23 protein-coding genes are annotated in these 25,183 nt (G+C 59.3%); 13 read left to right on the top strand and 10 right to left on the bottom strand.

Annotation, left to right across the window (positions count from 1 at the left end; all coding sequences use genetic code 11):
- Positions 1–6: 6 nt before the first annotated feature.
- On the bottom strand, positions 7–1,149 hold the full coding sequence (locus LB532_RS20960) for a glycosyltransferase family 4 protein (RefSeq protein WP_224557131.1): 1,143 nt from the start codon (positions 1,147–1,149) through the stop codon (positions 7–9).
- Positions 1,150–1,203: 54 nt separating this feature from the next.
- Positions 1,204–2,424 (bottom strand): glycosyltransferase, encoded by a 1,221-nt coding sequence (locus LB532_RS20955; RefSeq protein WP_140642936.1) that lies wholly within the window; start codon positions 2,422–2,424, stop codon positions 1,204–1,206.
- Between the two features lie 143 nt (positions 2,425–2,567).
- Here LB532_RS20955 and LB532_RS20950 point away from each other — a divergent pair, with 143 nt between their 5' ends.
- The 9 genes from LB532_RS20950 to LB532_RS20910 all read left to right on the top strand — a co-directional run bounded on the left by LB532_RS20950 (position 2,568) and on the right by LB532_RS20910 (position 11,976).
- Positions 2,568–3,929 (top strand): polysaccharide biosynthesis/export family protein, encoded by a 1,362-nt coding sequence (locus LB532_RS20950; RefSeq protein ID WP_140642938.1) that lies wholly within the window; start codon positions 2,568–2,570, stop codon positions 3,927–3,929.
- Positions 3,926–4,588 carry a sugar transferase gene (locus tag LB532_RS20945; protein ID WP_140642939.1) on the top strand — a complete coding sequence of 221 codons (663 nt, stop codon included), beginning with the start codon at positions 3,926–3,928 and terminating at the stop codon, positions 4,586–4,588. Before LB532_RS20950 ends, LB532_RS20945 begins: the two co-directional genes overlap by 4 nt.
- Entirely contained in the window at positions 4,585–5,262 is a 678-nt protein-coding gene (locus tag LB532_RS20940) for a PIG-L deacetylase family protein (RefSeq protein ID WP_140498445.1), read from the top strand. The genes LB532_RS20945 and LB532_RS20940 overlap by 4 nt, the downstream gene beginning before the upstream one ends.
- A 22-nt stretch (positions 5,263–5,284) precedes the next feature.
- Complete coding sequence (locus tag LB532_RS20935; protein ID WP_140642941.1) at positions 5,285–6,460, top strand: DegT/DnrJ/EryC1/StrS family aminotransferase; 1,176 nt, start codon at positions 5,285–5,287, stop codon at positions 6,458–6,460.
- Positions 6,457–7,467, top strand: coding sequence for a thiamine pyrophosphate-dependent dehydrogenase E1 component subunit alpha (locus tag LB532_RS20930; protein WP_140642942.1), 1,011 nt, complete (start codon positions 6,457–6,459; stop codon positions 7,465–7,467). Before LB532_RS20935 ends, LB532_RS20930 begins: the two co-directional genes overlap by 4 nt.
- A 3-nt stretch (positions 7,468–7,470) precedes the next feature.
- Entirely contained in the window at positions 7,471–8,403 is a 933-nt protein-coding gene (locus LB532_RS20925) for an alpha-ketoacid dehydrogenase subunit beta (protein WP_140642944.1), read from the top strand.
- A gap of 6 nt (positions 8,404–8,409) precedes the next feature.
- A complete protein-coding gene (locus LB532_RS20920; RefSeq protein ID WP_140642946.1) occupies positions 8,410–9,504 on the top strand; it encodes a NeuD/PglB/VioB family sugar acetyltransferase in 1,095 nt (364 codons plus the stop codon).
- 323 nt (positions 9,505–9,827) lie between these two features.
- On the top strand, positions 9,828–11,012 hold the full coding sequence (locus LB532_RS20915) for an acyltransferase family protein (protein WP_181169499.1): 1,185 nt from the start codon (positions 9,828–9,830) through the stop codon (positions 11,010–11,012).
- 178 nt (positions 11,013–11,190) lie between these two features.
- On the top strand, positions 11,191–11,976 hold the full coding sequence (locus tag LB532_RS20910) for a cysteine hydrolase family protein (RefSeq protein WP_140642950.1): 786 nt from the start codon (positions 11,191–11,193) through the stop codon (positions 11,974–11,976).
- Positions 11,977–12,074: 98 nt separating this feature from the next.
- On the opposite strand, the gene LB532_RS20905 is transcribed toward LB532_RS20910, so the two are convergent.
- The 5 genes from LB532_RS20905 to LB532_RS20885 form a co-directional block, all read right to left on the bottom strand.
- Entirely contained in the window at positions 12,075–12,836 is a 762-nt protein-coding gene (locus LB532_RS20905; RefSeq protein ID WP_140642951.1) for a Crp/Fnr family transcriptional regulator, read from the bottom strand.
- Positions 12,837–12,968: 132 nt separating this feature from the next.
- On the bottom strand, positions 12,969–13,748 hold the full coding sequence (locus LB532_RS20900) for a response regulator transcription factor (protein WP_140552790.1): 780 nt from the start codon (positions 13,746–13,748) through the stop codon (positions 12,969–12,971).
- A 439-nt stretch (positions 13,749–14,187) separates the two neighbouring features.
- Positions 14,188–15,774 (bottom strand): FAD-dependent oxidoreductase, encoded by a 1,587-nt coding sequence (locus LB532_RS20895; protein ID WP_140642953.1) that lies wholly within the window; start codon positions 15,772–15,774, stop codon positions 14,188–14,190.
- A gap of 210 nt (positions 15,775–15,984) precedes the next feature.
- On the bottom strand, positions 15,985–16,401 hold the full coding sequence (locus LB532_RS20890; protein ID WP_224557173.1) for a MucR family transcriptional regulator: 417 nt from the start codon (positions 16,399–16,401) through the stop codon (positions 15,985–15,987).
- Between the two features lie 501 nt (positions 16,402–16,902).
- Complete coding sequence (locus tag LB532_RS20885; RefSeq protein WP_140552792.1) at positions 16,903–17,097, bottom strand: hypothetical protein; 195 nt, start codon at positions 17,095–17,097, stop codon at positions 16,903–16,905.
- Positions 17,098–17,563: 466 nt separating this feature from the next.
- Between LB532_RS20885 and LB532_RS20880 the strand changes: the two genes are divergently transcribed.
- From LB532_RS20880 to LB532_RS20865, 4 genes are all read left to right on the top strand, one after another.
- Entirely contained in the window at positions 17,564–19,651 is a 2,088-nt protein-coding gene (locus LB532_RS20880; protein ID WP_181169501.1) for a DUF4838 domain-containing protein, read from the top strand.
- Positions 19,652–20,415: 764 nt separating this feature from the next.
- Complete coding sequence (locus tag LB532_RS20875) at positions 20,416–20,745, top strand: DUF768 domain-containing protein (protein ID WP_140642955.1); 330 nt, start codon at positions 20,416–20,418, stop codon at positions 20,743–20,745.
- A 79-nt stretch (positions 20,746–20,824) separates the two neighbouring features.
- Positions 20,825–21,325 (top strand): metallophosphoesterase family protein, encoded by a 501-nt coding sequence (locus LB532_RS20870; RefSeq protein WP_140642957.1) that lies wholly within the window; start codon positions 20,825–20,827, stop codon positions 21,323–21,325.
- A gap of 178 nt (positions 21,326–21,503) precedes the next feature.
- Positions 21,504–21,809 carry a hypothetical protein gene (locus LB532_RS20865; RefSeq protein ID WP_140552796.1) on the top strand — a complete coding sequence of 102 codons (306 nt, stop codon included), beginning with the start codon at positions 21,504–21,506 and terminating at the stop codon, positions 21,807–21,809.
- Positions 21,810–21,920: 111 nt separating this feature from the next.
- Here the strand turns inward: LB532_RS20865 and LB532_RS20860 are convergent, their stop codons facing one another.
- From LB532_RS20860 to LB532_RS20850, 3 genes are read right to left on the bottom strand one after another with little or no spacing between them, the layout of a single operon-like run.
- The gene (locus LB532_RS20860) at positions 21,921–23,105 is read right to left on the bottom strand and encodes an NAD(P)/FAD-dependent oxidoreductase (protein ID WP_224557128.1); all 1,185 of its coding nucleotides are present in this window, start codon (positions 23,103–23,105) and stop codon (positions 21,921–21,923) included.
- Positions 23,102–23,824 carry a class I SAM-dependent methyltransferase gene (locus tag LB532_RS20855; RefSeq protein ID WP_140642960.1) on the bottom strand — a complete coding sequence of 241 codons (723 nt, stop codon included), beginning with the start codon at positions 23,822–23,824 and terminating at the stop codon, positions 23,102–23,104. Before LB532_RS20855 ends, LB532_RS20860 begins: the two co-directional genes overlap by 4 nt.
- Positions 23,825–24,910, bottom strand: a complete 1,086-nt coding sequence (locus LB532_RS20850) for a type III polyketide synthase (protein WP_140642962.1) — start codon at positions 24,908–24,910, stop codon at positions 23,825–23,827.
- Between the last annotated feature and the right edge of the window lie 273 nt (positions 24,911–25,183).

Genomic DNA, 25,183 nt, shown 5'->3' with positions numbered 1-25,183 from the left:
GGCCGACTATATTCCCATCGCCTCGAGCAGGGTTTGGTTCACCTTGTGAACATCGAACCGGTCTTCCGCGAGCTTTCTCGAGCTGGCACCCATTTTTGCGGCGAGTTCCTCATCCTCGAGAAAAGCCCGCTGCGCCGAGGCGAGAGCTTCCACGTCTCGCGGCTCGACCCGGAATCCGTTCTCGCCCTCGATCACCGTTTCTTGACAGCCAGGGGCGTTGGTCGTGATTATCGGCCGGCCCGTCGACAAGGCTTCCAGCGCGCTGCGAGGAATGCCCTCCCTGTAATAGGACGGCAACACGAACACGGTGGACGCGGTCAAATAGGGAGCCACGTCGTGTGTTTCGCCGAGATATTCAACGGCACCTTCCTTGGTCCACTGGTCCATTTCGGCTTTCGAGATGGAGAGGGGACTGGGATCGAAGGGCCCCAGAATCTGAAAGCGTGCAGCGCGGTACTTGGTCTTCAGGATACGCGCGGCGGCAGCAAACTCGGCAATTCCCTTTTCGCGAAGCAAGCGAGCGATCAGAAGGAAGACGGGAGGCCCTGAAGGTGGGCGGCTTGCGGCAAACAGCGTCAGGTCCACTCCTGAACCCGGGATCATGATTACCGGCGTCGTCGCAGAAACCATCCCATGGCGCCGGATGTCGGAAGCATCGGCGTCATTGTAAGCGAAAACTGCTTCGCAGCCGACCAGAGCCGAGCGGTAGAGACCAATACTCAACCGGCGCAAGACAGTTGCGCGCAGTCCCGTCATGCTGCCGCTGAATATGAAGCCGAAGCCTGTAAAGAGCGCAAACCGGCGCGGTACACGGGCAAGGCGGGCAGCCAATCCACCATAGATGATCGGCTTCATCGTATATGCCAGGACGATTTCGGGCGCCAAGCCGCGGATGAGCTTGTAAAGCGCCTTGAGCGTTCGCAAATCGGCCAGCGGACTGGTACCCGTCCTGGCCATCGGAATCTGTCGGAAGGTCACGCCAATTGCCTTGAGCCCGGCGATCGCCCGCTCATCTTCATCGGGGGCGAGCGCGATGACATCATGCCCGGCAGCGACCATGGCCTTCAACAATTCGAGGCGAAAATTGACAAGCGAACGCGTCAGGCTCGCAATGACGACGATGCGCTTGCGGCGCATCGCATCGTCCATAGGGGCGCGAGGAGAATCCCGACCATTCATGTGCACAGCAACCACCAGCCGCTCCTACCGGATATGGCGACGACGCCCTAGAGCTGCTTCGTAGAGTTCCAGGTGCCGGCCGACGTAAAGGGAAAGCGAGAAGTTCTCCATGACGCGACGACGCGCTTGTTGACCCAAGGCACGGCGCTCGGCCGGTTCAAGGCTGACAAGCCTGATCAATCCGGCGGCCAGTGCGTCACTGTCTCCCGGTGGAACGACCACGCCGCTGTCGCCGACCAGCCAGCCGGAGTCGCCGACCGCGGTAACCACCGCCGGCACGCCACTGGCCATCGCCTCGCCTACGGCAAGGGAAAATGCCTCGCCCCAAGCCGAGCAAAGCGCGTAGACATCGAAGCCCGGCATGAGGTCGGCGATGTCAGCGCGGATGCCCGGCGTGGTAATGCGGTCGTCTATGCCGAGCTCACGGGCGGCGCGCCGCACCGGGCCGTCGGCATGTCCCTCCCCTATAAATATGCCCTGAACGTCGTATCCCTGGTCCAGGAGCCGGCTGATGGCGCGGACCAGGCTAACCTGGTCCTTCATGGGATGGAAGCGTGCCACATGGCCGATCATCAGCCGTCCGGGCGGCAAGCCGAACAGGCGGCGCAGTTTCGCACCGGCGTCGGCCGAGGGGGAAAATTGATCGCAATCCGTCCCGTTCGGGATAACCGCCCTCCGGCGCGGATCGAAGCCCAGACGCTCGTGATCATCGGCGGCGACGCGCGAGCAATATGAGATCGCGCTGGTGCGCCTCGACAGGCGGGCCGAGAGCCGTATCAATTGACGCGTCAACGGTTTCTCGTCGGCGAGATCTCGAACCGTGTGATGGATGCTCCAGATGACCGGCGAGAAATTGAGCCCCAGCATCGAGCCGAGCGTTGCCGCGACGTTGCCGTGATACATCCATCCGTGAAGAAGATCGGGCGCCGCCCGTCTTACCGACCGCGTCAGCCGAACGACATCGCGCGGTCGCGGCCGTTCCGTCATGCCGAGCGAAACGAGCCCCGATCTTGTATATTCTACGTTTGCAGCCACCGGACCGGGTGAAAGCAGGGACAGAACTGAAGTCGAGAAGCGATTTTGGTCGACCTGGCCAAGAAAACGGGCAAGCATGACCTGAGCGCCGCCGACGTCGAGACTGGTAATGGTGTGAAGAACACTTGTGTGCACGCAAGCTTCCCAGCTGTCTGCAACGCTCCGCCCTGAGGAAGCATTCCATCGACCGACAGTATCCAGCCGCACCATACGTTGGTTGCAGCCGACATCCAGTTAGCCAAATTAGGGGGGAACCAGACCGAAGGTTGTCACCGCTCCACCAAAGGTATGACTCATTGTCCTCGCGCAGGTGTCGCTAGGGTCTTTGCAGGAAAATTCTATGGTGGGCTTCCATGGCATCTTATTGCAATGCGGCGCGGAGCACGCGATCGACAGGCGCATGGACCAGTACATTCCTTGCGAAAGCACTGGGGTCCGCCAGTATTGCGATCCTTGCGGTTGCAGCGATTCTGGTTTCCCAGCTTGATGCCCGGGCCGCGGCGGACGATGACTACAAGGTTTCGGTCGGCGATGTGGTGTCGTTTGACTTCATCGACGACGCGCTTCCCGCCGAACAACTCACGGTCGCCAGCGATGGCGCGATCAACATTCCGCTGATCGGCAGCTTTGAAGTCGGCGGCCTGACGGTACCCGACGCCTTGAGTCGGATCCGTAAAGCATTCATCGAGCGTGAACTCTTCAATGACCCGCATATAGCTCTTGCGGTGGTGAGCTTTCGCCCGATCTTCGTCCTTGGGGATGTCAAGGCGCCGGGCTCATTTCCGTACCAGCCGGCACTGAATGTGGAGCAGGCGGTGGCGCTTGCGGGCGGCCAGTCGACCGGGGGAGCCACGGCGGAGGATCGCGTCGTAACACGCGCCCGGTTGCGCGGAGCTCTTGATGAAAGCGTGGTGGAGATCGCCAAGGAGGCGGTCGCCGCTGCGCGCATCAAGGCCCAGTTGGCAAACAGCGACAAGATCTCGGAACTGGATCTGCCAGCCAAGATCAAGGGGCTGATGAATGCCAACCTGCTCGCGACGCTGCTTCCTACCGAGCAGCGCATCCTTGAAGCAGATCAACATGCGCTGACCACACGTCGCAAGCAGCTCTCGGCGGGGATCGAAGAAGTGAATGTTGCCCTCGCCAATGTTCAACAGCTTTCGGACATACAAAAGACGGTGATCGCTTCGGCACAGGCGGATCTCGACCGCATCAGGGGCCTCAACAAGAAAGGTCTCGTCACAATCACAGACCTCTCGAACGCAGAGCGCGAAGCGACCACCCAGCAATCCCATCTGCTTGAAATCTACAATCAGGCATCGACGGTGCGCCGCGAATTGAGCCAGTTGCAGCGCGACCTGGATGACGCCACCCAGACCTGGACACATACGGCGCTGACGGATCTCCAGGCTCACAACTCTGAAATCGAACGCCTGATCGCGGTTCGAGAATCGACCGAGGAACAGATCCTGCTGTTGAGCTCGCTGGCCGCGGAGCAGACACGCAGCAACAACTCCATCACGTTCACCTACCAGATCCGCCGCAAGGTAAATGGCCAGACCGCCACAAAGGTGGCGACCCTCGACGATCCGGTTGCGGCCGGAGATACGATCCTGGTGTCAATAAACCGCCTGGACAGCGCCCAGGACACAACAAGCCGTTCAGCCACTACCTTGGCGACGACCTCTTCCGTCCGGGTCGGACCGTCGCAATGATCGGCCTCAGCACCCCGACAGCACGTTCCGGCGGCTGGACTGCGCGCGTTCCGCCTGGCCGGGCCATACCAAGCCGTATCGCCGCGGTGTTCCTTTTGGTGGTCAGCCTGCCGCTATGGCTGGTGGCTGCTGTCCTTGTCTGGGCGAACATTGGCCGTCCGCTGTTTTTCCGCCAGTCTCGCAGCGGGCTGGAAGGTCGTCCGTTCGTGATCTGCAAGTTTCGTACGATGCACGAGGGGCGAGACGGGAACGGCATGCTGCTCCCCGACGCCTTGCGTGAGACGCCGGCCACGCGGCTGATGCGCTCCGTCCGCATCGATGAGCTGCCGCAGCTTCTCTCGATAGCCAGGGGAGACATGGCCTTCATGGGGCCCCGTCCGTTGCTCCCGGCCACCATCGCCGAATTCGGCGAGCTGGGGCGTATTCGCGGCACGGTCCGCCCCGGCCTGTCCGGATGGGCACAGGTGAACGGCAATACCCGCCTCACCAACAGCGAAAAGCTGGCGCTCGACCTCTGGTATGTGCGCAACCGCAGCCTGTGGCTCGATCTGCACATACTGGTTCTGACTGTCCAAGTGGCACTGTTGGGCGAACGCGTCGACCGCCGCCATGTCGACCATGCTTTGAAGGCTATGCTCGCCGGGACGGTCCGGCCATGAACCCAGCACTCGGTCGACTTCTGGTGATCGCACCACATCCTGATGATGAGGTCCTGGGGTGTGGCGGCACGATAGCCCGGATGGCTGCGCAAGGCGCAGAAGTTCATGTCGCAGTGGTTACGCGAGGCAGCCCGCCCGCCTTCACAGAGGAGATGACGGAACGGGTTCGCAGCGAGGCCAAGGCGGCGCATGCCTGTTTGGGCGTGCAACAGACGCATTGGCTTGATCTGCCGGCAGCGCAGATCGCCGAGACGCCGCACGCGACGCTCAACAGGGCGCTGCTGACCCTGTTGCGGGATGTCGTGCCGGATACGCTGCTCATCCCCTTCGTCGGTGATGTGCACATGGACCACCAGCTGATCTTCCTGTCATCGCTGGTAGCGGCTCGCCCGACCCAATCTCAATATCCGCGGACGATCATGGCTTACGAGACCGTCTCCGAAACGAACTGGAATGCGCCCTATGTGACGCCGAGCTTCGTGCCGAACGTCTTCATAGACATCGCATCGACACTGGACCGCAAACTCGAAGCTGCGTCCATGTTCGCCTCACAGATCAGAGATTTCCCGCATGAGCGTTCGATCGAAACCTTGCGGGCGCTTGCGATCGTCAGGGGCACGGCCGCCCATCTGAGGGCGGCCGAGGCCTTTGTCCTTCTGCGAAACGTCATTTGAATCCTAGCTGGAGTATTCTGCGATGAAACGCTGGCCAATCTACGACGAAGAACAAATAACCGATGTGGTAGAGGTTTTGCGATCCGGCCAGGTGAACGCCTGGACCGGCGACCATGTGAAGACCTTCGAACGCGCCTATGCGCGCAGCCTCGGCCGACGTCACGCGGTGGCGCTGGCCAACGGCTCGCTCGCGCTGGATCTTGCGATGAAGATCCTCCACATCGGCGCCGGCGACGAGGTGATCGTCACGCCCCGCAGTTTCGTCGCCTCCGCCGCCTGCGTCATGTTTGCCGGCGCGACGCCTGTTTTCGCGGATGTCGACCCAAGTTCGGGCAACCTTTCCGCCGAGACGATTGCGCCGAAGATAACGGCTCGAACAAAGGCAGTGATCGTCGTGCATATTGCCGGCTGGCCGTGCAATATGGCGCCGATCATGGAACTCGCAGAGCGCAGCGGCATAAAAGTCATCGAAGATTGCGCCCAGGCGCATGGAGCCGAATACAACGGACGACCGATTGGCTCCTTCGGCGACATAGCGGCGTTCTCGTTCTGCCAGGACAAGATCATCACGACGGGCGGCGAAGGTGGGCTTGTCGCAATGGACGACAAGAAATTGTGGCTCGCTGCCTGGAGCCTCAAGGACCACGGCAAGAACTACGATCTGGTCTTTGCCCCCCATAGGGCGACAGGGTTTCGCTGGCTGCATGACAGCATCGGCACCAACTGGCGCATGACATCAATCCAGGCAGTGCTTGGCTTGCGGCAGCTCGAACGCCTGCCCGATTGGACTCGCCAACGCGAGCGAAATGCCAGCATCTGGATGAGGACGCTTGCTGAATTGCCGATGCTGCACGCGCCCCAGCTCGGTTCGGAGCATAAGCATGCCTGGTACCGATGCTATTTCTATATCAAGCCCGAGATGCTGTCCCCCGGATGGTCGCGCGACGAGTTGATTGCCGCTATCAATGCGGCCGGCGTCCCATGCTTCTCGGGAAGCTGCTCCGAGATCTATCTTGAACATGCCTTCGCGGACGCCGGGGTAGCGCCGCCCGAACGTCTGCCGGTCGCACGGCAGCTCGGTGAAACGAGTATGGCTTTTCTGGTCGACCCATCCTGGACGACCGAGGAGACCATGGCTGCCGCGTCGACGGCGCGGTCAATCCTAGTTACGGCTTCGCGCCAGCTCGAGGCAGCATGACAAAGGAACGCGCCATCAGAAAGGATGAAAACGTTCTAGCGTCTTCTCTGGCAGAGCTGCAGATAGTGACGTCGTCAACAGCGCGGAACCTCACCCTTGCCCGTACAGAGCGTGGTTTGCTCGGGTTCGAACTGCCAGCCGCGGTTCGATTTTATCAACAGATGATGCTCATCCGGCTCGTGGAGGAGCGCTTGCTCGATCTTTTTTCCCAAGGTCTCCTGTTCGGCACGACGCACACATCCATTGGACAGGAAGCCAATGCGGTTGGCGTGATAAACGCTCTTGACCGGGACCGCGATATTGTCTGGAGCAACCACCGCTGCCACGGTCATTTCATTGCCTATTCGGGTGAAGTCGAAGGCCTGATAGCGGAGATCATGGGGCGTGTAACCGGAATTTGCGGCGGACGCGGCGGCAGCCAGCACCTGTGCTTCCGCAACTTCCACTCCAATGGCATCCAAGGGGGCATCGCGCCCGTCGCGGTTGGCAGCGCGCTGGCGCGAAAGGACGAGGGCGCCGTTGCGGTGGTGTTCCTCGGCGACGGCACGATGGGCGAGGGAGCCGTATACGAGAGCCTGAACCTTGCGTCTGTTTTCGCCGCACCCGTGGTTTTTGTGATCGAGGACAACGAGATCGCCCAGACGACGCCCAAGCATCTGACCGTCTCCGGTTCGATCGTCGCCAGGGCCGAGCCGTTCGGCGTCCGCACGTTCGCCTATGATGGCAACGATCCGATCGCGATATATGAGCTCGCCCAAGAAGCCATAGGCTATGTACGCGCCAAATCCCGCCCTTGCTGGCTCTACTTGCGAACCGAACGGATCGGCCCGCACAGCAAGGGAGATGATACAAGGCCGGCGGAGCGTCTTGAGCAAGCTCGCGCCAGAGATCCCATACCTCCGATGCGCCGACGCGTTGCGAACGCCGATGAGATCGACGCCTACTGCCTGAATGTGGTGGACCGCGCGGTCGAATCCGCCGCCGCGGCCGCCTTGGCGCGGGGCTGATCCATGCGTGTCGTCGAATCGATCAATCGCGCTCTACACGATCTCATGGGAGCCGATCTCCGTCTGGTGATTTTGGGTGAGGATGTTCTTGACCCCTACGGTGGCGCCTTCAAGGTCACCAAGGGTCTTTCATCAGCCTACAAGGACCGTGTCTGGACCACGCCGATCAGTGAAGGCGGCATTGTTGGCATGGCGGCAGGCATGGCCATCAAAGGCCGGCCCGTGATCGTCGAACTCATGTTCGGAGACTTCATAGCCCTTGCTGCCGACCAGATCATCAACCACGTCGCCAAGTTCCGCTGGATGTACAACGACCAGGTTGAGGTCCCCGTCATCATCCGCGCTCCCATGGGCGGTCGGCGCGGCTATGGGCCGACGCACTCGCAAAGCCTGGAAAAGCATTTTTGCGGCGTGCCCGGGCTGACGGTGCTTGCCACTCACGAGTATGCCGATCCTGGTACGCTTCTGCATCGGGCCTTCGCGTCGCGATCCCCTCATCTGATCATCGAAAACAAGGTGATGTATTCCAGGCCCGTGCTCGGACCCGACGCGCTTCCACATCCGGCGGATGCAGATGTCGTGATCCTGACATATGGGGGTTGCGTCGAGCACGCTGTCGCGGCCGCAAAGAAACTCGCGCAAGAGGAGGAAATCGCGACCACCGTGGTGGCCGTCGAACAGCTGTCGCCCTTCCCTGGCGATGATGTTCGAAGCCAGGTCGGCAACTGCACGCGTGTGGTCGCGGTGGAGGAAGGCTCTCCCGGCTGGGGCTTCGCGTCGGAGTGTGCGCGCGCGCTGATCGGTCGGGTCAAGCACTTCAGCGCATTGACCGGGCCCGATCACCCCATTCCCTCAAGCCGCGACTGGGAGGACGACCTGCTGCCGGGTGTGAACGCCATCCAGGCGGCCTGCATCGACCTGTTCCAGAAAGGCTAAGCGTACATGACCGTGCTTGTCGAAGCCCCGCGGGTTAACGCCAACGAGGACAATCTCCAGCTCATCGAGATTCGGGTCACACAAGGTGAAAGGGTCGAACAAGGCACAATTCTTTTCGTGCTTGAGACCACCAAGGCCGCAGTCGAAGTTGATGCTCCGGAGGCAGGAACTGTCGGCCTGCTGGACATCAAGGTCGGTGACTTCGTTCCTGTCGGCGCAACGCTTTGCAAAATCGTCGACGAAAATTCGAATGCCGTTGTCGGGGAAACCAGCGCGGCCGATGTCGGGGCCAGCGAGGTCGCGATAACGGCTAAAGCCCGCAAGGCCGCATCCGAGCTCGGGGTCGACCTTGCGGACGTCATTCCGTCCAATGGCCGCATTGGCGAAGCCGAGGTGCGCGCTGCTGCCGGTCGCCGATCCGGCGCCAAGAGAGCCGAACCGGGCGAGCCCAGTTCTGTCGCTTTCTCCAGGCGGGCCGTCATCATCGGTGGCGGCGGCCACGCCGCCTGTTTGATCGATGCTCTCGATGGGGCCGGATACGATATCGTGGGCTGCACCGATCAAGCGTTGCCCGCCGGCCACCACGTCTGCGGCGGTATTTCGGTAATCGGCACGGAAGACTGCCTGGAGCGCTTGCTTGCCGAGGGCACGCGCTATGCCTTCATCGGCATTGGAGGCGCCCAGTCAAGCCAGGTGAGGCGGGCAATGTATGAACGCGCCACCGCAATGGGCTTCGTTCTGCCGCCTGTGATCCATCCTTCCGCGATCGTCTCCAAGGCGACCAGGATTGGACATGGCTGCCATATTTTGGCCGGCGCGAGCATCGGTCCGCGCTGTACGATCGGTAACAACGTCATCGTCAATCAAGGGACTATAGTCTGCCACGACAGCCTCGTTCAGGACAATGCGCACCTGACACCAGGCGCCATCCTAGCCGGCGGAGTGGGCATCGGAGCCATGACCGTCGTAGGAATGGGCGCAACGGTGCTCCTGGGCGTCCAGATCGGCGCCGACTGCCTGATCCACAACGGCGCGCATATCAGCGCCAATGTCGCAGACAACACCATCGTCGACGCGCAGGGCCGCCGCCATCTCCGCTAATGCATGTCGCCCAAAGGCGATCTCCGGCTCGGGAAAGCGACATGGCGGGCGGTTCGACGTGGCGGCTCTCGTCCCAGCGGCCGAGGGCTCGCCAATTCCGATCCGTGTCAGTCGAGCCGTACTTCGGTTGCGGTCCAGCGGTCGCCGCAATCAGCATGGGGGCTGGGTTAAATCAGTCCCGCAATGCGGCTGTTAGTCATCCGGTGGAGTTTCTGCGGCAGCCCACTACTTTTGGGCGGGGGTGTCCTTCGAATTCCCGAGCATTGCGAGACCTGGGATGGTGTACGGTGAAATGGTCTGCGGGATCCAACTTGAAGGCTCAGATGACCGTTGAACATCTCCATTCTCAGAACTCATCGGGTCCGCAGCATTTTCCCGTCGAAGCGTCAGCGAAGCGGGCTGGCGACAATTCGTTCAATGTAGCCGCGCATGGGTTGCGCGGCATTGCTTCTCTGATGGTCTTCTTCGCTCACCTCCTGGGCGGCACGGCGGAGCACGTCTACGCCTCCAATTCGGCCTATGTCGACCGCATTACGCCCTTCTGGAATTTCGGCACCTTCGGAGTCTGCCTTTTCTTCGTCATCAGTGGCTTCGTCATCCTGCCTAGTGCGATACGCTATAGTCCCGCTCAGTTTGCTGCCCGACGGTTCCTGCGCCTCTACCCTCTGTTTTTCGCACTCAGCCTGCTTTTCATCGTGCTGAACGCAACTACCAACTTTTATCCCGAAACCAACAATCTCACAGCGGTTCTGGCAGGACTGACATTCCTGAACCTTGCAACCCATACCGAGCAATTGACGCCGAACGCATGGAGCCTGACCTTCGAGGTCTGGTTCTATGTGTTTACCGCAGCATTCGTTTTCCTGACGGTTCGTCGCCCGACCAGGCTCGGCACAATTGCGCTCGGTCTTCTCGCGGCGCTCTTTGTCGCCCGGTATCCGATCGCATTGTACTTTCTTGCCGGCGGGCTGATTCGCCTTGCCTATGACCGATATGAATGGGTAAGCCTGGGCCGCCATCGGCTTGCCGAGAGTGGGGCGTTGGCAGCCTGCGTCTTTCTCGCCAGCCGCGGCCATTACGACTATCACTGGTCCGATTTCCAAAGTGCCGAGCTTCCCTTGCTTATGGTCGCGACGGGGCTTTATTTCTTCCTTGCAGTGTCGCGGAACAGCTTAACGGCCCTACTCCTTGGCAATCGGCTGCTTCGATACTTCGGAACGGTGAGCTACAGTCTGTATTTGGTACATCCCTACACGTATTTTCTGACGCGCTCGCTGTTTTCCCGCGCCCATCTCTTTTCGGACAATGTTGCCGTATCAATGGGTGCCTTCATTTTGGTGGCGGCGGCGATCACCTGGGTGCTCACGCATTTCGCGAACAGAACGCTCGAGCTGTGGCCTTACGAATTTGTCTATCATCAGAAGATCTATCGCTCGAACTCGCAGCCAAGCGCAATGAGGCTTTGGCTGGCGTCAAATGCCAAACGTGCGGCATGGCTGCGGGGGTAGGACCGCCGTTGCGCGGCGACCTGCGGTTTTTTGAGGTGGATAGATAGCGGACTGGTCGTAACACTGTTCTAAGGCTGCAAGCAGGGATGTAGCTCGCATTTGTGTGACGCGATGTAGGCGCGGGATCGTGATGACCAAGGGCGCAAACAGCGACACCTCATGCTAGTGGGAGGACGAAATGGATCCACTTGTCATCGACGCCAAGCCTCAACCTATTTCAATCGATCCCGCTGACGCTGCCGTGCTCGTCGTGGACATGCAGAATGACTTCGGCTCCAACGGTGGAATGTTCGACAGAGCCGGAATCGATATCTCCGGGATTCAACGGGCTGTCGGCCCTACTGCCAGCGTAATAGCTGCCGCTCGCGAATTGAGCATGCCCATCGTCTACCTGAAGATGGGATATCATCGCGACCTCTCGGACCTTGGAACATCGGACGCCCCCAACCGTATTCGACATCTCCAGATCTTCGGGGTCGGCGCGAACATGGCAGCCCCGGATGGCAGCGAGAGCCGGATTCTGATCCGCGACACCTGGGGAACAGATGTCGTCAACGACCTCAAGCCACAGGCAGGGGATATCGTCCTCTATAAAACGCGATTCAGCGGTTTCTACGAAACCGAACTCGATTCGGTTCTGAAAACCGCAGGCGTCAAACACCTCATCGTGACAGGATGCACGACCAGCGTGTGTGTGGAATCGACAATTCGGGATGCCTTCTTCAGGGACTATCGCTGCATACTGCTGACGGATTGCACCAGCGAGCCCATCGCTTGGGACGCCCCAAGGAGCAATCATGATGCCTCGATCACGCTCGTTCAGATACTCTTTGGATGGACATCGACGTCCGACCAATTCCTGAAGGCGGTCGCGGAGCGAGTTCACGGGCGTAGCCGAATGAGCAGGCGAAGCTGCCTATCAGTCACCTCGAAGCACCGCGGCTGCCGCTCAGGGCCAGCATAGATCAAGCCCAAACACAACCGATGTCCGGTCCCAATGCAAACCGGCAATCTCAGAGATCGCGACCACTCTCGAAAGGTGCCCCGACGCATCACCTACGATTAGTCGTCCGACTTTGCCACAAGATCGGCGATGCGGGACACGTCCGGCACGTAAAGCTCTTTCGCATGGCGTAGCACCAATCCGATGTTTTGCAGGTAGCTCAGTTCGCGTGCCACCGCCTCGCGGTGGGTGCCAATGCGGTGGGCCAGATCCGTGTGGGTCGGGATAGGAGAAATCCTCGCTGAACCGTCGGCTCCTATGTCTTCGGCGCATAAGCGCAGCAGTTCCTTATGCACCCGGGACCGAACGTTGAGCGTCGAAAGCTCAACGATGTGCTCGACAAGCACCTGCTGACGTTCCACCAACAATTGTACAACGGCATGCAGGGCTTCAGGATCCTGCTTGACTATCTCCAGAAAGGCACGACTGCCGATCGAAGCGACAGTACATGGTCCCGCCGCTTCGACCGAATATGGCATCTGGATGTCGCCGCTCAAGGCAATTCCGTTAACAAGAGAGCCACGATGTGCGGGGGGGAGCGAAACGATCTTGCCGTTCCGGGTATAAACAAGCGCCCGAAGCTCACCCTCGAGCAGAAAAAAAAGCCGGTCGACACTTTCGCCGGCCGGGACCAGTACATCCCCCTCATTGAGATGCAACCAACGACAGCGGCGGTCTATCTCTATCAGCGTGGACGACTTAACATTGCTGAAATGCTCGATATTTTTCAAATCCGGCCCGTGCATATGGTTGGCATCAGCTACGGAGGTGATCTCCCCGTCAGTCTGCGGGCCTGGATATCGAACGGGCGGTTGTTTCATCCTGGATCGCGCCCCCCTTGCAAAGGTTCGCAGCCGCTTCCGTTGCGGCTGCTTCCCAAGCTCAAGCAAATCACATCTACTAAAACGGTCCGTCAAGAACCATTATTCGTTGAGTGAGGCGGCACCCATATTTCAATTCCGTATGGCAATCCCTTCATACGGCGTTGTGTTGAGTATGTAGGCAACTTCCGTACGGTTTCTCGCACGAAGTTTTTTCATCACATTCCGGATGTGTACCTTGACCGTGCTTTCACACATGTTGAGCTCGTACGCGATGACCTTGTTCGCCTTTCCTCGACGCAATGCCTCGATGACAGACATCTGACGCGAAGTAAAAGTGTTGTCTCCGTGCGGCTGCTGCTTGGTCGCGGGCTGGCCGTCGGTGACGGCGCGCCCTGAATGAAAGAGAACACTGGGCGGGACGAAGGTTCCGCCCGCCGCGACAAGCTGGATCGCCTTGGCGGCCACCTGCAACCTGACGCTGGTAGGAATATAGCCACGCGCGCCGTTTTCGACCACTTTGAGAATGTCCTCAAAGTTCTCGATATCCGATAGGATGACCACCCCTACCTCGGGCCTGGTCGCCTTCAGATGGCCTATCTGGGAAAGATGGTAGTCCGCCTGGGAGTTCGACCACATCACACACATCAGGACCGTCGAAACTCTCTGCGTTTCTTCGGGATCCGCCATGTCGAACGCTTCGACCGACGCGTAATGCTGGATATGAAATGATGGCTCGATGATTTCGAGGCTTCTGCTGAAGCAGTCACACATCAAAGGCCGGCCATCGATGATTGCAATCTCGATTCCCTCTCCCGAGGACGGTGAGAGACGATTGACGTCGAGAATAGATGGATATTGATCAAGATCAGTTTTGTCCGTCCGATCATTCGCAGGCAAAAAACTTGTCATGACTCACCCCCGCGCAAATCTCGCCCCAACGGAGATTTCGCTTTTAAACCCATACCTTAACACTTTAGTAATAGCTTGTGGACCGGAGGTGGTGGTGTGACAAAACGCACAGCGCGGCCAAAATTTCGGTTTCCCCAAGCAATCAAAGTGAAAAAGTCCTGGTTGCAGTATTATAGTTGGCTTCGAAGTCCATGCGCTTACCAATAGGGGGTAGCTACGGAAGTAGCGGTCACCCAGAATCCTTACGACAAAGAGCTGAACAGGGTGGTTATGTGAGCCGTTGGTCAGACCTTCGCTCAAAACGCGCATACTTTCTCGGCAAAACGTAAAATTGCATTCAGGAGCCGGCACATTCCATATGGCGGACCTGCGGCATGAGACGTCGCAGCCAGCGCCCTTTCCCGTCGATTGGCCGCCTTAGCGAAGATGGAGGCGAGCCTTATTCGAGGCTTTGCCGCAAGTGCTGGCCCAGCCTGATAGCGAGCGCGACGATGGTGAGCGTGGGCATGTCGTTGCCTCCAGTCGGGAAGACCGAGCTGCCGGCGACGAACAGATTTGCGAGGCCGTGCACCTGGCACGAACTATCGACCACGCCGGTTCGCGGGTCATCGCTCATCCTCGTCGTGCCCATGTGGTGTCGAACCCAGTGATAAGGGATGTCTCGCTCCCCCGCCGGGTTTTCGTCCTGGCCTGCATGAATGGCGCTTCTATGCCCCAGCCGCTTCATCTCTTCAGTGATGATTGCCTGGACACGCTCAAGCGTCCGTCGGACGAGAGGCCCCACATTCCATTGCAGCTTCACACGGGGCAGACTGAACTCGTCGAGCCTTGTATCGAGCGTGACGCGGCTTGCCGGATCCGGTTCTTGTTCGAGTATCGTGTCAAAATGAAAATGCCTTGCACGCCGACGTGAGTGCCATATCCGTTCGAAACCTGCCGACATTGCTCCCGCAGGATGCATCAGGACAGTTCGGCCGCATTTGATAAGATCGCGATGCAGGCGGCCTCTCCGCAGCCAGAAGGCAAGATACTGCAAGGCTTCGGAACCATCCATGTGATTGACGCAAGGTCCAGGCTTGATCCATGTGCGGGAATCGAGGAGGCGCTCGCTTGCACGTATCTCGGGCCGCAGCGCCAGTCCGAACGCATCATTGGTGCCGCGGTTTTCAGGCGACAATCCGGTCCTGCGGGTCCAGGGCACGTGGAGGTCTATCATGTTGTCGGGTTGGCTGACTTGCAGGCTTCCCCATTTTACCCGGGGATGCTCCATGAAATAGCGGCCAACCAGGTCATACTGGTTCCCTATGCCATTCGGCGCCTGTCGGTTTGAAACAAGGAGCAGGCGCGCGTTTTCGATACCGCCACAGGCCAGCACGAAAAATCGCGCGTCAATCTGGAATCGTTTGTTCGGCGTGCTCGCTACCTCGATGGAGCGAACCCGCCTTCCGCAGTCATCGGTGTCGAGCCGCAGCGCCGTGGCATGCAGCACGACCTGCACGTTTTTTGCGTCCTGAAGCTTCTTGCGAAGCGTTGCTCCGATATCCGGAGTGGGACTGAGAAAGCAGCGTTCCGAAAAGAGCGGCCCGTTTTCAGGCATGACCGCGGAAGTCGGCCAATCGGTCAGGAGGTCGTCGATTCCGAGCAGCCGGGCTGCGGTCTCATAATGGGGTAGTAACGAGTTATGGGCGACGGGCCACCCACTCAGGGGTATCCAGGGGCGATGCTCGAAATCGCCATGATCCAACATCTTGCACCATCCGCCCCAACCAGCCTTGCCTGTGCTCCCGCCGAACTGACGAAGGCGGCAAAGGTCAAGAGCTTCGTAGGGTTGACCCACGGACAGCCCGCGCGACAGCCGTTGGCGCCAGTGCTCGTACGTCATGCCGCCGCTTTCGATGACGCATATGCGATGCCGCATGCCTTCGAGTTGTGATGCTATCGCCAGACCGGCGGCACCGGCTCCCACAATGCACACGTCCGCCTCCAGGCGCATCCCCTGCGGAAAGGCGTTGCAATCTTCAATCATGGCGTCGATCGGGCATGGCGTCGATCGGGACCAGAAATTGCACGCTTGTGAGAATAGCGTGTCCGTTTGCGCCCTGCCCCCAGCCCTATCTGGCTGCTGGTCCCGCTGGCATCGGGCAGGCACGTTAAATTTGTCATTCGAAGAAAACAAATGCGACGATACGAGCAACGGCGCGAGGACTGCCGGAGCCCCGCCCTGTGCTCCATTCGGTTAGCCTCTGGAAGTTCGGCCACTGGCATTCCGTTGTCCAAGCCTGATCCTCTTGGCTGCCTCCGAACGCAACGCAGTTAAATTCGGCGCCACAATCGGATAATCCGGCGGCAAACCCCATTTCTGCCGATATTGCGCTGGCGTCATGCCGATGGACGTAAGATACCGCTTCAACGATTTCATCCGGCGTCCGTCCTCCAGATTGATGATGAAGTCAGGGGTCACCGACTTGCGGATCGGCACGGCTGGAACAGGTTTTGGTTCGGGCTGGTCATCGCCCACGGCAAGCTTTTGCAAAGCACGGCCGACATTCTGGATCAGGTCAATCAGGTCGGAAGGCGACGTCCGGTTCTTCCTGACATAGGCCGAAACAATATCAGCGGTTAGCTCAATGTGGTCGGCGGGGTCAGAGTCCATGAGTCCGCTCATTGCCTGAAGAAGATTACCTTCCGTGGCCGAGGCGCGGAGCACGTTCTGCATCGCTCATTGAAGGACTGCCCACCGTCACAGGAGAATGCTCCTGATGCCCCGCTCCTTGCATAGCCCAATGCCATCCCGAGGTGCCGTTTGTGTCAATTGTCCCTTGGCGGCAGCCGATCCATCCAAAAGTGGTACCGCTGGCAGTGCCTATCCCGTGACGGCAGCGGCGAAATGGCAACAACGGCGGCACAGCTAAGCCGGCAGGACCTCAGTGATCCGATGCCGGTGCGCACATATCGCGTACCGGCACCGACTGTTAAATCGATATCCAGCGCCGCCTCTCTGCGGCGGCTCGACTTGTTAAGGCTGTCGTGTCAGGAGCTTCATGGCGAGCGCGAAGTCACGATTGTCCACGCGCCGCGCCTTGAATGATGTTTGCGCCTTGCGCTGCGCGAGCGCGCTCGGACCTGAGCGGCGCGGCTTGAGGAGCAACTCTTTCTACCACTCCGAGCCGGTATAACCCGCAGCTTCCTTCCACAATGCGAGTGCGATGCTTGGCGAGCGGCCTTTCACTTCAATGTCTTTGCCGCGGTACTTTCCAGCCGCAATCCACACTGTCTTCGAACGCTGATAGATGTTGACGTCGAGGGCGCTGGCTAGAGCCTCCCAGTCCGTACGTTTTGAAAAATCCATCCGACCCCCGTCTCTCCATAATGTGGAGCAGTAACGAACATGGCGGATGAGAGTTCCGGATCGTGGGGACTTCATCAGTGGTTTGCGCAAACCGGTCGCACAGCGCCGGACCGACCGGCATCGGCCGATCCGACCTTTGTCCCGGAATCGGCAAAACGATCAGATGAAAGAAGCACTGAAGCGGTCAGTGAGCCTGTCAAAAGAATGTGTTTGATCGTGATAAGCCTCCAAAAGAGGGCATTGCTTATCCCGCGGATATGAATAGTTTTTTTCGAGGAAAATCTCGTATATATCGATTAATTCTTTGCATCCGTTAAATCAGATGGGAACTCTGCATGTATGTACATATTGTACAAAGGGAACTCTTACACGCTGATCTTCGTCTTGGCCCCGAACTGCAGAATGGCGATCCATAGACGGCATGCGGGTAAGGGGAAACGTAACGGCTGAAGCATGCAAAGCTTACTTGATACAAATTGTTGTGAACCCCCTTCTTCTCAAAAAGCGTCTACATTCTTGGATGGGCGCTCTAAGTGAGGTCTTTGGCATGGGGCCGTTATCGCGAAGGACGTTTGCACAGGGAACAGTTCTGGGCCTGTTACACTGGCTTGGCCTTACCAACCCTGGCAAAGCGGCCACTCAATCTTCAGCTGGCGTAACGCTTATCGCCGGCGGCAGACCTGCGGTAACGCTCGTTACTTCGGACCAACCGAGTGGCTCTGTTCACTACGCCGCCACGGAACTCGGCTGGCACATAGAAAAAGCGACCGGCATCCAACCTGCCATCACAACTGAAAGTCATGTCTCGCCGGCTGGCCTGCGGAACGCCGCCCATATCTTTCTGGGCGACACCCGGTTCGCCCGGGCGGCCGGAATCACCCTCGGTGCATTGCCGCGTGAAACCTGTATCATCCGAACCGTCGGCAACCATCTGTGCATCGCCGGCCTCGATCATCCCGGCAGTGCACTCGACCAAAACACGTCCGCGGGCACCCTCTTCGGCGTGTACGAGCTCCTTGACCGCTATTTCGGTGTCCGATGGCTATGGCCAGGTGAGCTGGGAACGTTTGTCCCAAAGGCACAGTCCTTGGTGATCCCTCCGCTTGATTACGTCGTTACGCCTCGGTTCATGCAGCGTCGCGTGCGCCCTGGGGCTGGCTTCACGAGCGAAGAACATCCCGAAATGGGGTTCACCGCAGCAGCGGCGAAAGAATACATGAAGGCACAGGCCACGTTCCTGCGTCGCCACCGAATGGGCCGCAGAGTACCCACGAACTACGGTCACGCTTTCGTCGACTGGTGGCAGCGGTATGGCACCGAGCATCCCGAATGGTTTCAATTGGTCAGAGGCAAACGGGGCCCGGTGAGGCTGGGCGCTCGCTTCTCGATGTGCATTTCCAATCCGGGCTTGCGAGAAGAGATCGTTTCGCAATGGCGTGAGCATCGGAGCGCCTCTGCGGGACAACCAGCTTTCGTCAATGCGGTCGAGAACGACATCCCGGGGCAATGCGAGTGCGAAGTATGCAAGGCGCTGGATGGCCCAGAGCCGCCTGACTATCGAAAGTTCATTCCGTCGAAGTCGAAGATCGCCAGCAAGCCTTTCGTATCGGACCGCTATGCGCGTTCATGGCAAGCCATTCAGCGGATAGCCGCCAAAGACGACCCTAACGCGGTCGTGGTTGGATACGCCTATATGAACTACTTCGCGGCACCGACATCGGGAATCAAGTTGAACCCGAATATCCTGATCGGGTTTTGCCCATCGGCCTGGTACTATCCACGCAACGGCGAAGAGCAGGACTGGATAAAAGACCAGTGGCGCGGATGGGCGGCAACGACTGCCCAGGTGTTCATGCGCACCAACTATTTCCTGGATGGCTACTGCATGCCGCATATATTCGCCGGCCAGTTCGCCGACGAGTTTCAGAACGCGGCGCGAAACGGGATGGTCGGAACCGATTTTGACTCGCTGACAGGCCATTGGGCGACGCAAGGTCCAAATCTCTATTTGTTGATGCGCCTGCAGACACATCCTGAGATTGCCGTGGAGTCATTGTTGTCGGAATATTATTCAGCCTTCGGACCTGCGGCCGACGACGTCAAAAGCTATTTTAATTATTGGCAGGCGTATACTTCGAACGCTCGCGCCCAGCTGCGGGACGGGTTCGAGGCTCTTGGAGCATCTCGTTGGCGAAGCTGGGCAAAGGCGGCGCACGCTGTCTATCCAGAGGAGAGTTTCGCGCCGGCGGAAGCCTTGCTGGACCGGGCGACCGCCTTCGCAATCCAAGATCCGGAAGCCTCCATGCGGGTGAAGTTCCTTGAGCTGGGATTGCAGCATGCGAAGCTGTGCTCGCGAGCGGCCAGCAAGCTCACGCTCGGCGATCCGCAATCCACCTATGAGCGCGGGAAGCCGGAAATGGAAGCGTTGCTGCAATTTCGGCGATCATATGAGCATATGTGGATATCCAACATGAACCACTGCGCGTGGGTGGAGAGCCAGAGTTGGATCCTGCCGGGCTTTGCGATTCAATCTCCGGACCTTGATCCGGAATGATCCATCTATTTTGAAGGACGTTGCGGGAAGCTAGCTGGCCAAGCCGCGCGATATCGCGCCCTGGCCAGCTAGGAGAGGTGGTCGGCGTGTGCCAGGCACTGCCGACTGTGCGCGGTGCAGTTGCGGGAGCGCTTCTGTCCATGAACGGGGGGACTGCGTCAAGACAGGCGACAGACGCGACAATCACCTCGCAATTTTTCCTCAATCGCCGGAGAGGACACGTCGTGCTGCGCGGAAGTCGGTGCCTGGCTCTGGTTTCCCGATGTGAGGCCGAGACTTGCCGGACTGCATTTTTCCTGTGCGGCTTTGAGCTGTGTTAACGTTGCCCTTGAAGCGGTGAATCGGACCGAGGGGACTAGGGTCCGAAACCCGATTTTCATCCTGTTTGGCTGACACCTCCCGTTGTTTTGGGAGTTGTGAACCACCTGGGCATTTCGCGATTCGAAGGCGAACCGTCAACCACGCATTAGAGTATTGTTAGGCCCAGGTACTTCCCACCTCCCTTTATAGAACACGGGAAGTCTGTAACCTATGACTGCAAATTGTAAGCTGGCAGTTTGGGGCTACTCCGTTCGGATACCGTGTGCTGCCGACGGCAAGGGCCGCGGCACCGATGGCAGGGGCCGTGGCGGCAACGGCCATGCTCAACCAGCGTTTTCATCAGATCCCTGTCACCCAAGGTCAGCGTCACAAGAGTCCGCAAAGTGTGGCCAGGAACATGGAACAACCGCTCTCAGCAGCAGTTGTCCGCTTCAGGAGGCAATATGAGCGCGACGATCGAGTTCTTTCGAACCTGGCTGCAGGAGAATGTCGGAAACCTGGCCACCGACACGCAAGTCAGCGTCGCCGTGTTGGCCCAGCAATTCGAGCAGGATGCGGACGCCGCAGGATATGGGCGCGAGGTTCGCGAAGAAGATATCGGCAACATAGAGGACGCCATCCAGCAGGCCCTCGACAAGACGAGCGCAACCAACGGCCGGCAGCCAGTGCCGGAAGAAGATGGCTCGCTCACGCCAATCATCGAAGGTCTTGAGGCTGCGGAGCCTGAACACTCAGCGTCTGCCGCTGGTGACGGCCGTAAGGAAGAGAGCTGACGAGCGCCTACAGCCGAATACCGGATCGTTAGTCTGGCGTATCGGGCTGGGTCGATCAGCGAGGGAAGCCCCGCACAGGATGATCTTCTTCACGAGCGACACTCATTTCAACGATCCACGCATCCTGCGAATCGACCGGCGGCCGTTCAGCTCGCTGGCAACGCATGACGCGGCGCTGATGAGCCTCTGGAACGAGACCGTCGGCTCGGACGACGAGATCTGGCATCTGGGTGATTTTGCCCGCCCGAGGGCCGGCATCGAAAACATCCTGTCGCAACTCAACGGGCGCAAGCACCTGATCATCGGCAATAATGACGCAAGCGATGCAACGCTCGCATCTGGCTGGGCCAGCATCCAGCACTATGCGGAACTGGTGGTGGACGGCACCCTCCTCATCCTGTGCCATTATCCGTTTCGGACCTGGAATCAGATGGGCAAGCAATCGGTGAATTTGCACGGGCATTCGCATGGCAAGCTGAAGCCGCTTACTCGCCAGCGTGATGTCGGCGTTGACGTGTGGAATTTCCGGCCGGTTTCCCTGCCGATCCTGCTCAGCAAGCATAACCGTCGATCAGGCTGAGTGTGGCCCGGCGCCACGGACCGGCAGTCGTCATTTATACAGTTCTTGATGTGCTTCGCTCAGCATCAAAGTCGGACAAGAATGAAGATCGATCACGATTTTTCGTTACAGGAACAACAAGGAGGGCGCACCGTTGGGAAAGTGATCGCAACAAGCGATTTAACCAATGGAGACACTTATGATGAAAACGATCTTCGTCGCATCCGCGCTGTCCTTAGCGCTCGCCACATCCGCCCTGGCCCAAACGAGCGGCTCGGGCAATGCCGGCGGTACCGCAGGTGGCGGCATGAACAACAGCGGCACGAGCGTCAATGGCTCCGGCAACACCACGGGTACCGTCACAACTGATCCGAATGCGACGAACTCGACCACGACAACGCCCAACGGCATGAATGACCGTTGCAAGGACACTGCGGGCAATGACGTCGACACCAATACCGCCAGCGGCACTGCCACCTCGCCGTCCCAGAATTGCAACAAATAGTTCCGCCAGCAGAATTCAGCTCAGGCCCGGCGATGACCGGGCCTGAGAATCGTAAGGCTGGGCCTATCGAAAGACTCAGTGCGTGACCGCTACTACCAAGCCTTGAGCCTCTCAGTCGCACGCGATCGGCAGCAGTTTCGTTTTGCCGGTCAATCTGGCCCCCAGCGTCAGGCTGTTCGGGAACCCGCTCACGAACGTGTTCACCGCGGCAGCGGACATGGGATGGGAGGCAAGGCGTGCCAACAAGGCAGCCACGCGAATGCGGGTTGCAAATTGTCGGTTCCAGGCCTTCGAATAGCGGCGTCCAACAGCAATCCTCGCCGCCCGGTCCCAACGGTCGAACCTGGCCAGTTCATTGGCCAACAACCAGCCTGACTGCAACGCCATCGAGATGCCTTCAGCGATGATGGGATGGGACTCACCGGCGAGGTTGCCCACCCGAAATATGTCGTCGGCAAAACGTGGGCGTATGCCAGGCCGCATGGGACCTGCGGCGAGCCATTCGCCATGGAGCGTGGCATTCACGATCATGGAGGCGACACGGGGACACGAAGCAAGGATATGCGCATGAACAGCTTGGGCTGCCGACGAGGCGTTGCCTTTTTCGCGCAGCCTGATCAAGACGTCGCGGCGTATGCAGCACGACAGCGACATCCTGTTCCGGTCGGCCCAGACCATGCCGCCATAGCCGCCTGGAAATGCCAGCAGGGGCATGAGGTCGCGGTCGAGCTCAGCGCCGGTGAAATGAGCCTTGAATCCGAAAAGATCGTGCGGCGCGTTGGTTTTCGGCAGATTCGTCGGAAGCCTTCCTTGCTCCCACGAGCCATGCGCGGCGATCACGACCGGCGCAACGAGAACTCCCTGAACGTGCTTGCTTTCGATCCGAACCATGGCGTTGTCACCATCGGTGGTGATCTCCGCCGCCCGCCAAGGCTGAAACACGTCGGCTCCGGCATCGCGAGCCGCATCCAAAAGTATGCCATCCAGAACGTCGCGCCCGAGCGCGCGTCCAAATGCATCTCCCGCGGCCCGCGGCATGCCCGCATCCGTGCTGGGACCCGATGCAAAAAGTGCAACTCGCTTGACCTCAGGACCAGCTTTGGCGCGAACCACGGCGCCCCCACCCAATTTGTCCAACAGATCCAGATTGACCGCAGACATGAATTCCCCGCAAACTTTGCGGCGCGGGAATTCACTTCGTTCGACGATGGCAACGGCGCGCCCCTGGCCGCTCAAAGCCAAGGCCACCGAAGAACCACTTGGCCCGGCGCCTATGACGATGGCGTCGTACATCATGGCAAACCTTCCGAAGCGCGGTCGACGGCAAGGAAGGCGTGCGTAAACGGTCCAATTCTGCGTTCTGCACACTGGCGCCTGAAATCCGGAGACCATAGGCTGGAAAGCTCATGCCCCGCAAAACCGGCGCGGACGCTTGCCGGCGCATCGTGCAAAGTCACCTCGTTCGCGCCGATGACATGCAGAAGCGAACAGGCTCTTAAGGCAATGGCGTTTCGGCTCGGCTCGGTGGCGAGAAACACTGGCGCCAGAGGGCGAAGCGCCAAAAAAAGGCGTTTCAGGGCTGCGTCCGAAAAATGGTGCAGAAACAAGTTGGCCGATACCACATCGAAGGTCCCGGCGCGGGGTCTTTCGATCCATTCGAAGACATCATCGGTGACGGTTTCGATACGCCAACCAAGTGCGGAGAAATCAGCGAACCGCTTGTCCGAAATGAGGTTGAACTGGTCAAGCATGACAAGGTCGACATCTGTCCAGCGCCGGGCGAGGCGCTTTGCGACGGAGAGCATGAATGCTCCATCGCCGGAACCAATTTCCAAAAATCTGGTCGGGCTTTTGCGCACGTTCGCCTTCAACAGGCTGGCCATGATCGCGCTCTGAAACATTAGTGCGTTTATCCAAGCAAGATCACGCCGCGAACCGACTGCTCTGGGATCGTCGGGGGGCAAATTGTCGAGCAGTTCCCGCTCGATCCGACGATGGTCGAGATCATTGGCCATTTAGGTATCGCCGGCTGTGTGGAACATCATCGTCTCGGTCGTCAGGCCGGGTCCGAATGCCATGGCACAACCCACACGGTCTTCCTTTGTGGCCTCGCGCAGCATTCGCTCGAGCACGAACATGACGGTAGCAGAGGACATGTTTCCGTTTTCGCGAAGGACCTCCCGGGAGGCCGACAACGCATCGGAATGGAGATTTAGCGCGCGCTCCACAGCGTCGAGAACGGAGCGCCCGCCCGGGTGGACGGCCCAAAGGTCGACGTCTGCGACGCTCCTGTTTCCCAGAATGCTGCCGATGTCTGTGCCGAGTGCATGGTGGATTGCGGCGGGAACCTCTCCCGACAACACCATGTCGAAACCATCGTCATGTATGTTCCAGGTCATGAGGTCGCGGCTGCCGGCATCGACGAGCGCGTGAAAACTATCCAATCCGATGCCAAAAGGGCTGGCGCTTACCGACGCAGCCGAGCAGCCATCGCCCCACAGGCAGAACGAGAGCAGCTTTTCGAGGTCGGAGGTCTCCTTGAGGTGGAGCGTACAGAGTTCGATGCTGACCACCAGAACCCGGGCCTCGGGTTCCGACCGGATGATGTGTCGTGCCTGCTTGAGTGCGTTAATCGCTGCATAGCAACCCATGAAGCCTATGATTGTGCGCTCGATGGTGGTCGGCAGGTTGCACCGGGCAATTATTTCCAGATCCAGGCCGGGGGCGGAAAACCCCGTGCAGGTGGTAACGATCAAATGCGTGATACGGCTCCTGTCCTGACCATGAAGGAGCTTCTCCACGGCCTGTTCAGCCAGAGCGGGCGCTGTGGCCGCGAACATTTCCATGCGCTTTGCCGTGCCTGGAAACGCGCCGCGTTTGAAAACACCCTCCAGATCGACACTTGGACCTTCAGGATCATCGGCGGGCGCAAAGCACGAATAACGATGCTCTATTCCGCATCGGTCCGCCATGCGATCAAAGATCGCCCGGCGACGGGGATCTGCCGTCAGCTGGGAACCGGCAAATTGAAGAAAGAAGCGGTGAACGCCATTCTGCGGAACGGCTGCCGCAATCCGATTGATGAAGGCTTGAGCGGGCATTTTTCTTCGGCCTACATCTTTAGGCTGGTGTACCGCGGGCGTGACTAGGAACCCGACCGGGTCGGGACCAGCTCCTGAGAGATGGTAAACACTGTCATAAACGTCCGGGACAGATGAAAGCTTCCCTCGTCCTCGACGATTTCCAAGGAGCCGGCCCATGGCGGCACCAAGCGCAGTTGGAGGCATCCCCGCTGTCGGCAGCGCAGGCGGGCGAGCGTCGAACTTGGGCACCGTACCGCAACGGTTGCCGCATTCGCGTCAGGATGGATGGCA

It is taken from the genome of Mesorhizobium sp. ESP-6-2 (genome assembly GCF_020164675.1).
Classification (GTDB): Bacteria; Pseudomonadota; Alphaproteobacteria; order Rhizobiales; family Rhizobiaceae; genus Mesorhizobium.
This window is presented reverse-complemented; position numbering and strand designations above follow the sequence as displayed.

What these genes read in the sequence shown, in the direction of transcription:
- LB532_RS20870 (WP_140642957.1), top strand. Translation starts at nt 20,825, where the DNA reads ATGATCTTCTTCACGAGCGACACTCATTTCAACGATCCACGCATCCTG.
- LB532_RS20850 (WP_140642962.1), bottom strand. Translation starts at nt 24,910, where the DNA reads ATGCCCGCTCAAGCCTTCATCAATCGGATTGCGGCAGCCGTTCCGCAG.
- LB532_RS20860 (WP_224557128.1), bottom strand. Translation starts at nt 23,105, where the DNA reads ATGATGTACGACGCCATCGTCATAGGCGCCGGGCCAAGTGGTTCTTCG.
- LB532_RS20865 (WP_140552796.1), top strand. Translation starts at nt 21,504, where the DNA reads ATGATGAAAACGATCTTCGTCGCATCCGCGCTGTCCTTAGCGCTCGCC.
- LB532_RS20930 (WP_140642942.1), top strand. Translation starts at nt 6,457, where the DNA reads ATGACAAAGGAACGCGCCATCAGAAAGGATGAAAACGTTCTAGCGTCT.
- LB532_RS20875 (WP_140642955.1), top strand. Translation starts at nt 20,416, where the DNA reads ATGAGCGCGACGATCGAGTTCTTTCGAACCTGGCTGCAGGAGAATGTC.
- LB532_RS20955 (WP_140642936.1), bottom strand. Translation starts at nt 2,424, where the DNA reads ATGGTGCGGCTGGATACTGTCGGTCGATGGAATGCTTCCTCAGGGCGG.
- LB532_RS20885 (WP_140552792.1), bottom strand. Translation starts at nt 17,097, where the DNA reads ATGGATTTTTCAAAACGTACGGACTGGGAGGCTCTAGCCAGCGCCCTC.
- LB532_RS20895 (WP_140642953.1), bottom strand. Translation starts at nt 15,774, where the DNA reads ATGATTGAAGATTGCAACGCCTTTCCGCAGGGGATGCGCCTGGAGGCG.
- LB532_RS20925 (WP_140642944.1), top strand. Translation starts at nt 7,471, where the DNA reads ATGCGTGTCGTCGAATCGATCAATCGCGCTCTACACGATCTCATGGGA.
- LB532_RS20900 (WP_140552790.1), bottom strand. Translation starts at nt 13,748, where the DNA reads ATGACAAGTTTTTTGCCTGCGAATGATCGGACGGACAAAACTGATCTT.
- LB532_RS20940 (WP_140498445.1), top strand. Translation starts at nt 4,585, where the DNA reads ATGAACCCAGCACTCGGTCGACTTCTGGTGATCGCACCACATCCTGAT.
- LB532_RS20910 (WP_140642950.1), top strand. Translation starts at nt 11,191, where the DNA reads ATGGATCCACTTGTCATCGACGCCAAGCCTCAACCTATTTCAATCGAT.
- LB532_RS20890 (WP_224557173.1), bottom strand. Translation starts at nt 16,401, where the DNA reads ATGGACTCTGACCCCGCCGACCACATTGAGCTAACCGCTGATATTGTT.
- LB532_RS20945 (WP_140642939.1), top strand. Translation starts at nt 3,926, where the DNA reads ATGATCGGCCTCAGCACCCCGACAGCACGTTCCGGCGGCTGGACTGCG.
- LB532_RS20950 (WP_140642938.1), top strand. Translation starts at nt 2,568, where the DNA reads ATGGCATCTTATTGCAATGCGGCGCGGAGCACGCGATCGACAGGCGCA.
- LB532_RS20905 (WP_140642951.1), bottom strand. Translation starts at nt 12,836, where the DNA reads ATGAAACAACCGCCCGTTCGATATCCAGGCCCGCAGACTGACGGGGAG.
- LB532_RS20855 (WP_140642960.1), bottom strand. Translation starts at nt 23,824, where the DNA reads ATGGCCAATGATCTCGACCATCGTCGGATCGAGCGGGAACTGCTCGAC.
- LB532_RS20915 (WP_181169499.1), top strand. Translation starts at nt 9,828, where the DNA reads ATGACCGTTGAACATCTCCATTCTCAGAACTCATCGGGTCCGCAGCAT.
- LB532_RS20920 (WP_140642946.1), top strand. Translation starts at nt 8,410, where the DNA reads ATGACCGTGCTTGTCGAAGCCCCGCGGGTTAACGCCAACGAGGACAAT.
- LB532_RS20960 (WP_224557131.1), bottom strand. Translation starts at nt 1,149, where the DNA reads ATGGACGATGCGATGCGCCGCAAGCGCATCGTCGTCATTGCGAGCCTG.
- LB532_RS20935 (WP_140642941.1), top strand. Translation starts at nt 5,285, where the DNA reads ATGAAACGCTGGCCAATCTACGACGAAGAACAAATAACCGATGTGGTA.